Here is a 1,637-nt window from a genome sequence, read left to right as displayed (position 1 = left end):
ATCTACACTTATGCGATCGTCGGCAGCGTCAGATGTGTATAAGAGACAGTAACAAATGTTAATTTACAAACAGCAAACTTAGATTATATCACATCTGGAATGATAATAGGTCAACCATTATTATCTACGGGGTATTCCGTGATTAATGGATATATCCTTGGTTCAAATGTATTATTAAATAATGCAAATTTACATGGTCAGACGATAACAAATGTCAGTTTACTTGGTGCAAATTTACGAGGTGCTAATCTAAATAATTCATATTTAAATAATATAACAATTAATAAAGATACTGATTTCTTACAAGCAGACCTTCGTAATATAACAAGCACAAATATAGTTGGAACTACCACTAGAATACCTACAAATGTGCGTATTATGAATGGTAGCATTAAAATTGTAACAACCATTGCAAATCTAATAATTAGCAATAAAACCTATGGTGATAGCGCATTTAGTATATTTGACCCACAATCAGATAGTCTTGGCGTGTTTAACTATATTAGTAGTAACGTGGATGTTGCAACAATTAGCAATAGAAACACAATAACTATTGTTGGTAGAGGTAATACATTAATAACTGGAATGCAGGGTGTGTATACAAATTACATGCAAGGCATTGTGCATGTTGATGTAAGTGTATCCAAACGGGTTCCAACCATTGGCAATGTAAGTATGCCTGCAAAATTATATACAGATGACCCATTTAACATAATTACTCCTACTACAAATAGCACTGGCCAATTTGTATATACAAGTGGTAATATATCGGTTGCAACTATTATTGGAAATATAGTAACCATTGAGGGGGTAGGGCAATCTGTAATACGTGCTACTCAATTAACAGACAATAATAATTTTGAAAACTTTGTAGAGGCAACGCTACATATCGCGGTTGGACCACCCACTATTCAACCGATAACTATTCCCCAAAAAGTATATGGTGATAGTCCGTTTACAATAACTGACCCTGCCTCGGAGAGTCCAGCTGTATTTACCTATACATCATCAAATGATAAGGTTGCCACGATAAGTGGTAATACGGTCACTATTACGGGTGCAGGAACCATAAAGATAACTGCAACACAAGTAGCAACGGGTCCATATCTATCGGCTAGCATAGATATACCGTTTGTAGTAGGACGGAATGGTATCACAGCCACAGTTCTATCAGACAACCAAATCATATCAGGTGTTGATGGAACAGGTCAGATAACTGGCACGTATCATATACCTCCATATATTGATGGTATTAATGTAACAACCATAGGAAGCAATGCATTTACAGACAGAACAGGGTTTACATCTATTATTTTACCAAGCACATTACAGCAAATTCATGCTAGTGCATTTCAAGGATGCACTGGACTAATTAGTATGATAATACCTGCTACTGTAAATTTTATAGGTGTTTCTGCTTTTGAAAATTGCACGGGACTTACCGCAATTAGTATGTACAATACCAATATAACAACTCTAGCAAATACTCTACTTAAAGATTGCACATCACTAATTAATGTATTATTTCCAACAAACCTCAATTCTATAGGGATAAATGTATTTATGAATTGCTCTGCATTAATAAGTTTAGTTATACCATCAGCTGTTATTACCATTGGTTCGGGAGCCTTCCGCGA

The 1,637-nt window shown here is 35.2% G+C and carries 1 protein-coding gene; it reads left to right on the top strand.

Translation table 11 applies throughout. From position 1 onward, the window contains the following. Positions 1-138: 138 nt before the first annotated feature. On the top strand, positions 139-1,637 hold a 1,499-nt coding region (locus tag AC9UG7_RS00600), incomplete at its 3' end, for a leucine-rich repeat protein (protein WP_509583062.1).

Origin of the sequence: Limnohabitans sp. (assembly GCF_046052765.1) — a bacterium.
Taxonomy (GTDB): domain Bacteria; phylum Pseudomonadota; class Gammaproteobacteria; order Burkholderiales; family Burkholderiaceae_C; genus Limnohabitans.
The sequence above is the reverse complement of the archived record's forward strand: the minus strand, read 5'-3'. Positions and strand labels throughout refer to the sequence as shown.